Raw genomic sequence first — 8078 nt, 5'->3', positions numbered from 1 at the left:
GGTGCAGCCGGAGAAGCGGACGCCGGCTTCCAGGGCCTGGCGCTGGGCGTGCAAGCCGGGAAAGGCCGGCAGCAGCGAAGGGTGGATGTTGACGATCCGGTCGTGGAAATGGCGGATGAAGAGCGGCGAAAGCAGCCGCATGAAGCCGGCCAAGGCGACGATCCGCGGCGAATTTTCCTCGATCTTGGCGATGAGCCGGCGGTCGTAATCCTCCCGCGACTCGCCTTTTTCCTTGGTCACCACCGCGGTGAGCAGGCCCTCGCCCTCGGCGTAAGCCAGGCCGGCGGCCTCGGACTGGTCGGAAATCACCGCTAGGATCCGGGCGTCGAGCCGCCCTTCGCGAATCGCGCGATGGATGGCCTGCATGTTGCTACCCCGACCCGATAGCAGGATCGTCAGGCTCAAAGGTTGAGAAGAGGTCACGGGCCCTCCGTCATGGGCTCAGTCTTGGATCTGGACCTGCGGCGCCTCGGCGCCGCCGCGGGCGGCGATCTCGCCGATCAGGTAGGCCGCTTGGCCGCCGGCATTGAGCCGGTGCAGGATTTCCTCGGCGTCGCCCGGCTTCACCACCAGGACCATGCCGATGCCGCAATTGAAGACCCGGTGCATCTCGGCGTCTTCGACCCGGCCCTGTTCTTGGAGGAAGTCAAAGATCGGAACCCGCGGCCAAGCGCTGCGCTTCAAGACAACGCGGCTTTGGGCCGGAAGGATCCGGGGAATATTTTCGAGCAGACCGCCGCCGGTGATGTGGGCGACGCCCAAAATCGGAAACTCTTTGCGGAGCTGGAGGACCGGATTGACGTAGACGAGGGTCGGCTCCAGCAGGACTTGGCCCAGCGGCTTGGCGAAGCCGGGATAGACCTTGTTCAGGTCCAGCTTGCGGTCGGCGACGATCTTGCGGACCAGCGAATAGCCGTTGGAATGAACGCCGCTCGAAGCCAAGCCGATCAGCTTGTGGCCCAGGGCGATGCCGGAGCCGTCGATGATGTCGCCGCGATTGACCACGCCGACCGCGAAGCCGGCCAGATCGAACTCGCCTTGATGATAGACGCCGGGCATTTCGGCGGTCTCGCCGCCGATCAGCGCGCAGTTGATCGAAGCCAGCGATTCGGTCATGCCGTCGATGACTTGGACGGCCTTGTCGACCTCCAATTTTCCGCAGGCATAGTAATCGAGGAAGAAGAGGGGCTCGGCGCCGATGCAGAGCAGGTCATTGACGCACATTGCGACCAAGTCGACGCCGATGCCGCGGAAGGAATTGAGGTCCTGGGCCAGCTTGAGCTTGGTTCCGACGCCGTCGGTGGAAGAGACCAAGACCGGCTCGTCGTATTTCAATTTGTTGATGCTGAAGAGGCCGGCGAAGCCGCCGATCGGCGTGAGGACTTCGGGCCGCTTGGTCCGCTTGAGCAGCGGTTTGATGGCCTCGACGAAGGCATTGCCGGCGTCGATGCTGACGCCGGCCGACTGGTATGTGGTTGGATTTTTCAAGGCGTTGGGACGCTAATGATTCCATTGGCTTTCTGTCAACGGGAAAACCTAAGCCTATGAACTTATTGATTAAATAAAAATTGTTCCTAAAATGAGAATGGTGATGACAGATTTATGACACCTTAGTAGGATTCCACCCTTCCTATGACCGAGCCGGCGCAAAGTGAAAAAATGGCCGCCTTCGAGCTGCTGATCGGCGGCATCGCTCACGACATCAATAATCCGCTGGCCGGCGTTCTCGCTTTCACTCAAATCGCGATGCAAGGCGCGGCTGCCGGCTCCCAAGCCCACCAGGACTTGAAGGAGATCGAGAGCAGCGCGCTCCGCTGCAAAAAAATCCTCGAGGATTTGGTGGAGTTGGCTCGGCCCAAGGTCGCCGCCGAATTTCGGGAGCTGGATTTGGCTGCTCTCATCCGCCAAGTCCTGCCTGAGATCTTCAGCCGCCATCCCGGTTTGGAGAATCGGCTGGAATGCCGGCTCGCCGCCTTGCCGCCGGTGAAGCTTTCGCCGCGCCATTTTGAGATGGCCTTCGGCCATCTCCTCGCCAACGCCTTCCAGGCCTTGGGGCCGGAGGGAAAAATCCGGGTCGAGATCCGGGAGAACGGTGGCTCGATCGAGCTCGAGGTGCGGGATCAAGGCCAAGGCATCCCTGAACAGCATCTCCATCAAATTTTCGACCCCTATTTCACCACCAAGCGCCAGCGCGGCCATCATGGCCTGGGCTTGGCGCTCTGTTACAACGTCGTGCGCGAGCACGGCGGCCGCATCGAGGTCTCGAGCAAGGTGGGAGAGGGCAGCGTTTTCAAGGTTTCCTTGCCCAAGGGAGGTCAGACATGAAAGCTCGCATCCTTGTCGCCGACGACGAGCCGGTGGTGCTCCGGGCGCTCGAGCGGTTCCTCGGCGATCGTTTCGGCGAGATCATTCCCGCCGAAAGCTACGAGAAGGCCGCCAAGGTCATCGGCGCCGGACGTATCGACTTGGCCCTGATCGACCTCAAGCTCGGCGACCGCGACGGCCTCGAGCTGGTCCAGCTGCTGCAGAAAAACAATCCCGATTCCTCCAGCATCATCATGACCGGCTTCGGCACCATCGACCACGCCATCCAGGCCATCAAGGCCGGAGCCTTCCACTTCGTCACCAAGCCCTTCCAATTCGACGACCTCGCCAACTTGGTCGAGAAGGCCTTGGAGCACCGCCAGGCCCGGGAAGAGAACCGGATGCTGAAGAAGCAGCTCAGCCGCAAGCACGGCTTGGACAGCATTGTCGGCGTCTCCGAAGGCATGAAGACGATCTTCGAGCTGGTCGAGAAGGTGGCCGACACCGATTCGACGGTCCTGCTGCTCGGCGAATCCGGAACCGGCAAGGAAATGGTCGCCAAGGCCATCCACTACAACAGCCGGCGGGTCGGCCGGCCCTTGGTGCCGGTGAATTGCGCGGCGATTCCCGAGGACCTGTTGGAAAGCGAGCTCTTCGGCCACGTCAAGGGCGCCTTCACCGGCGCGGTGGTGACCCGAACCGGCCGTTTCGAGATGGCCGACGGCGGCACCCTCTTCTTGGACGAGATCGGCGACATGAGCCCCAAGCTTCAGGTCAAGCTGCTCCGCGTTTTGCAGGAGCGCCGCTTTGAACCGGTCGGCTCGGGCCGGAGCCTCGAGGTCGACGTCCGGATCATCGCCGCCACCAACAAGAACCTCGAGAAGATGGTCAAGGAGCGGGGCTTTCGCGAGGATCTCTTCTACCGGCTCAACGTCATCCCGATCCGAATTCCGCCGCTCCGCGAGCGCAAGGGCGACATCCCGCTCCTGGTCGATCATTTTTTGCAGAAGTTCAGCGCCGAGAACGGCCGGCCGGTGCCGCTGGTGACGCCCGAAGCCACGCGGGTCCTGACCGACTATGCCTGGCCGGGCAACGTCCGGGAGCTGGAGAACGCCATCGAGCGGCTGGTCATCCTCAAGGCCGACGGGCTGGTGACGATCAAGGACCTGCCCGAGAAGCTGCTCGGCGGCGGAGGCAAGATTTTCACCAATGTCAACATTCCGGACCATGGGATCTCTTTCAAGAACGTGGTCAGCGATTTCGAAAACGAGCTGATCCTCAAGGCCCTGGAAAAGGCCGCTTGGAACAAGAACAAGGCGGCGACCCTGCTCAAGCTCAACCGGACGACTTTGGTAGAGAAGATTAAACGCAGGCAGTTAGAGAAAATTATCTTGAGCTAGCCCTCTCCCCTTGCGGGAGAGGGTGGTTCGCCGCAGGCGAACCGGGAGAGGGGGTCGTGTTAAGGCAATGCTTGCCCTGCCATACCCCCTCTCCCCCGACCCCTCCCCCGCGAGGGGGGAGGGGAGGAGTAGTATGCGACCGACTTCCTTATTAATCGTCGACGACGAAGAGGTCATCGTCAAACTTTTCGAGCGCGTCGCCCGCCGCGAGAAATGGAGCCACGCCGCCGCCCGCACCGGTTACGAGGCGATGGACTATCTCGCCAAGAACGAGGTCGAGTGCGTCCTGCTCGACATCCACCTGCCGGAGTACTCCGGCTTTCAAGTTTTGGAATTCGTCAAGTCGACCAAGCCCTCGGTCGAGGTCGTCATCGTCACCGGCATGGGCAGCGTCGAGCAGGCGGTCCAGGCCCTCAAGAAGGGCGCCTTCGACTACCTTGCCAAGCCCTTCGCCGACATGGACAAGGTCATCTCCACGATCCGCAACGCGATGGAGAAGCACCGGCTGGTGCGCAAGATCCACGAGCTGCAGGTTTCGGAGGCGCCGGCCGGCGGCTTCGAGGAGATGGTCGGACACTCCAAGGGAATGCAGGAAGTCTATCACCTCATCCGCTCGATGAAGAACTCCTCCTCCTCGGTCCTGATCGAGGGCGAGTCCGGCACCGGCAAGGAGATGGTGGCCAAGGCGATCCACAAGACTTCGAAGCGGGCCGACCAGCCTTTTTCGGTCATCAACTGCGCGGCCATCCCCGAAGGCTTGCTTGAAAGCGAGCTTTTCGGCCACGCCAAGGGCTCCTTCACCGGCGCCATCGCCGACAAGCGCGGCCTCTTCGAGGAGGCCGACGGCGGCACGCTCTTCCTCGACGAGATCGGCGAGGTGACCCCGGCCTTCCAAGTCAAGCTGCTTCGGGTCCTCCAGAACGGCGAGTTCAAGCGGGTCGGCGACGGCGAAGTCCGGCACACCGACGTCCGGATCATCGCGGCCACCAACCGCGATCTGAAGGTGATGGTGCGGGAAGGGGCCTTCCGCGAGGACCTCTACTACCGGCTCCACGTCATCGGCCTGCGGCTGCCGCCGCTCCGCGACCGCAAGTCCGACATCCCGGCCTTGGCCTACCACTTCCTTAACAAATACAACCGCAAGCTCGGCCGCAACATCCGCGAGATCTCGGTCGACGCCATGCAGGCCCTCCAGGCCTATGCCTGGGTCGGCAACGTCCGCGAGCTCGAGAACATCATTGAGCGCTGCTGCGTCCTGACCGACGGCGAAGCCATCCGGGCCAAGGATTTGCCAAGCCAGGTTTTGAGCAGCAATTTTTACTTGAGAGATCAGACCGAAGCGGATCTAAGCCGGTATCCCTATAAGGAGGCCAAGCTCCGGGCGATGGCTTTGTTCAACCGCTCTTATCTCCAGCATCTGCTCAAGCAGGCCAGGGGGAATATCTCGGTCGCCAGCGACCGGGCCGGAATGGACCGCAGCAATTTCAAGAAAATCATCCGCAAGTACGACATCGACGTGCGGGAGTTCAAAAAAGGATAGCGAATGGCAGGGATTCCAACCTTCGTCTACGACGAGAAAAACCAATTCAGCCCGATGCTCTTCGAGGAGTTGACCAAGCGGGGCATGGCCCTGACGGTGGTATCGCGGGAGGAGCTTTTCTCGGCAATCACGGCCAATTCGCCGGATTTGGTGATTTTCAACCTCTCGGCCACGCCGGGCGTCGACCATTTGAGCCTCATCCAAGAGATCCGCTCGATCGACGAGCACCTGCCGATCTTCGTCCTCACCGAAAACTCCGACGTTGCCACCGCGGTCAGCTTCATGCGGGCCGGCTCCACCGACTTCATGATGCTGCCGGCGGGAATGGACGACTTGGAGGCCTCGCTCAAGCGGGCCAGCCAGATGTATCACCTGGCCCGCAAGGTCTTCCAGGTCGAGCGCAAGGCGGCCGGCAAGGGCGACTTCCTCGGCATCGTCGGCCAGAGCCACAAGATGCAGGAGAATTTCAAGCTGATCTCGACCGTGGCCAAAAGCAACGCCACCGTGATGATCCAGGGCGAGTCCGGGACCGGCAAGGAGCTGGTGGCCAAGGCCATCCACGTCCTGAGCGGCCGGCCCAAGCACAAGTTCGTCGACCTGAACTGCGGCGCCATCCCTCGCGAGCTCCTCGAGAACGAGCTTTTCGGCCACGAGCGTGGCGCCTACACCGGCGCCGACCGGCGTTACGTCGGCAGCTTCGAACGGGCCAACGGCGGGACGATCTTCTTGGACGAAATCGGCGAGATGGACCCTTCGCTCCAGGTCAAGATCCTCCGGGTCCTGCAAGAGCGCAGCTTCCAGCGGGTCGGGGGCAGCGAGAAGGTCCAGGTCGACGTCCGGGTGGTGGCCGCCACCAACCGCGACCTCCAGAAGGAAGTCGAGGCCGGCCGCTTCCGGGAAGACCTTTATTACCGGCTGAATGTCGTCCCCATCGTCCTGCCGCCGCTGCGCGAGCGCCGCGAGGACATTCCGATCTTGGCCCGCCACTTCCTCAACATCTACAGCCTGCGCAACGACAAGATCTTTCTCGATTTCCATCCCGAGGCGATGGAGGTGATGATCAACTACGGCTGGCCCGGAAACGTCCGCGAGCTCGAGAACACCATCGAGCGGCTGGTGGTCTTGAGCAACGACAGTCAGGTCAAGGTGAAGCACCTGCCGACCCACCTCCAGAACGTCGAGCGGGCCATCGGCTGGTCGCGGGATCAGTCGGTCGCTTCGCTGGCCGGCGAGAAGGAAATCTACACCTTGGAGCAGATCGAGAAGCAGGCCATCGAGTCGGCGCTCAAGAAATGCGAAGGCAACGTGCTCGAAGCCGCCCGCCGGCTCAAAGTCGGCCAGGCCACCCTCTACCGCAAGATCCGGAAATTCGGCATCGACCGGGAGGAGGCGTGAGAGAGCGCTTCCATCCGGTTCTCTTGGCCGGCGGCAGCGGGACCCGGCTTTGGCCGCTTTCGACCAAGCGGCTGCCCAAGCAGTTCCTCAAGGTCGGCGCGGGCGGCTCGCTCCTCCAGCAGACCGCGGCCCGATTCTCGCCCTTGGCTCCGGCCGAGCGGCTTTACGTCGTTTGCGGCGAAAGCCACGCCGATGCCGCCGAGACTCAGCTCTCGGAGATGCCGGCCTCCAATTTGATCGCCGAGCCGATGGCCCGGAACACCCTGCCGGCCATCGCCCTGGCGGCCCTGCATTTGAGGGCCCGCGATCCCGAGGCGGTGATGGGCGTCTTCCCGGCCGACCACTTCATCCCGGCGGCCGATCTCCCCAAATTCGTTTCCGACCTCAAGCTCGCCATCGCCGTGGCCCGCGAGGAGAAGGCCCTGGTCACCTTCGGCATCCCGCCGACCGGTCCGGCCACCGGCTACGGCTACCTCGAGCGCGGCGCCGCTCATGAAAAAGGCGGGAAAGCCTATTTCGAGGTCCGGGCTTTCCACGAAAAGCCCGACCTGGCGACGGCCGAGTCCTACCTGAAGAAAGGCGGCTACGATTGGAACAGCGGGATGTTCGTCTGGGAAGTCTCGACCTTCTTCGAGGAGCTGCACCGGGTCCAGCCCGGGATCGCCGCCGCCTTCGAGGCATTGGTCATCCATCTGAGCGAGCCGGTCTTTTCGAGACGGGTCCGCGAGGTCTTCGAGGCCCTGCCCGAGCTCTCGGTCGATTACGGCCTGATGGAAAAGGCCGCCAAGGTTCGGGAGGTGCCGGCCTCTTTCGGCTGGGACGACGTCGGCGCCCTCTCGGCTTTCGAAAAAATCTTGCCGTCCGACGCCGCCGGCAATCATACTGAGGGCCCGGCCTATGTCTTTGAAGGGAAGGGCAATTTGGTGATGGCCCGGTCCAAGCCGGTGGTGCTTTTGGGAATGGAGAATTGCATGGTGGTCGAAACCGGCGATGCGGTCTTGATCTTGCCGAAGGGGCGGGATCAAGACGTTAAAAAAGTGATCGAAGGGCTCAAGGGGCGGAAAAGGGAGGATTTGCTGTGAAGGTCTACGCGAAGGCGATCGGGGATATTTGCTTCATGGAGATCGATGGCGAGGTCGATGCCGAGCACTCGGCCCAATTGAAGAAGGCGATCGCCAAGGCGCGAGAGGATTTCGCCAAGAGCTTCGTCCTGGATTTGAGCCAGGTCAGCTTCATCGACTCGACCGGCTTGGGCGTGCTGATCTCGCTGATGCGGCATCTCCACGAGGCCGGCGGCCGGCTCAAGCTGGTCGGGCTGCGCGACGAGGTCCGGTCGATCTTCGAGATCACCCGGCTCTACAAGGTTTTTGAGCTGGCCGGAACGGCCGAAGAGGCTTTAAAGGATCTGCAGAAGAAGAAATAGAACCCCCCTTTGAAAA

8 protein-coding genes are annotated in these 8078 nt (G+C 62.2%); 6 read left to right on the top strand and 2 right to left on the bottom strand.

All coding sequences use genetic code 11. From position 1 onward, the window contains the following. A partial coding sequence (gene purN, locus VJR29_00990) for a phosphoribosylglycinamide formyltransferase (protein HKY61970.1) occupies positions 1 to 423 on the bottom strand: 423 nt, incomplete at its 3' end. Positions 424 to 441: 18 nt separating this feature from the next. Next, on the bottom strand, positions 442 to 1488 hold the full coding sequence (gene purM, locus VJR29_00985; protein ID HKY61969.1) for a phosphoribosylformylglycinamidine cyclo-ligase: 1047 nt from the start codon (positions 1486 to 1488) through the stop codon (positions 442 to 444). A gap of 144 nt (positions 1489 to 1632) precedes the next feature. Here purM and VJR29_00980 point away from each other — a divergent pair, with 144 nt between their 5' ends. The 6 genes from VJR29_00980 to VJR29_00955 all read left to right on the top strand — a co-directional run bounded on the left by VJR29_00980 (position 1633) and on the right by VJR29_00955 (position 8062). Beyond that, a complete protein-coding gene (locus VJR29_00980) occupies positions 1633 to 2325 on the top strand; it encodes a HAMP domain-containing sensor histidine kinase (GenBank protein HKY61968.1) in 693 nt (230 codons plus the stop codon). Beyond that, on the top strand, positions 2322 to 3704 hold the full coding sequence (locus VJR29_00975; protein HKY61967.1) for a sigma-54 dependent transcriptional regulator: 1383 nt from the start codon (positions 2322 to 2324) through the stop codon (positions 3702 to 3704). Before VJR29_00980 ends, VJR29_00975 begins: the two co-directional genes overlap by 4 nt. A 133-nt stretch (positions 3705 to 3837) precedes the next feature. Then, a complete protein-coding gene (locus VJR29_00970) occupies positions 3838 to 5244 on the top strand; it encodes a sigma-54 dependent transcriptional regulator (GenBank protein ID HKY61966.1) in 1407 nt (468 codons plus the stop codon). A 3-nt stretch (positions 5245 to 5247) separates the two neighbouring features. Next, positions 5248 to 6639 (top strand): sigma-54 dependent transcriptional regulator, encoded by a 1392-nt coding sequence (locus VJR29_00965; protein ID HKY61965.1) that lies wholly within the window; start codon positions 5248 to 5250, stop codon positions 6637 to 6639. After that, entirely contained in the window at positions 6636 to 7721 is a 1086-nt protein-coding gene (locus tag VJR29_00960; protein HKY61964.1) for a mannose-1-phosphate guanylyltransferase, read from the top strand. The genes VJR29_00965 and VJR29_00960 overlap by 4 nt, the downstream gene beginning before the upstream one ends. After that, a complete protein-coding gene (locus tag VJR29_00955; protein ID HKY61963.1) occupies positions 7718 to 8062 on the top strand; it encodes an STAS domain-containing protein in 345 nt (114 codons plus the stop codon). The genes VJR29_00960 and VJR29_00955 overlap by 4 nt, the downstream gene beginning before the upstream one ends. Positions 8063 to 8078 lie beyond the last annotated feature (16 nt).

It is taken from the genome of bacterium (assembly GCA_035281585.1).
In the GTDB taxonomy this organism is placed as follows: domain Bacteria; phylum UBA10199; class UBA10199; order DSSB01; family DSSB01; genus DATEDP01.
The sequence above is the reverse complement of the archived record's forward strand: the minus strand, read 5'-3'. Positions and strand labels throughout refer to the sequence as shown.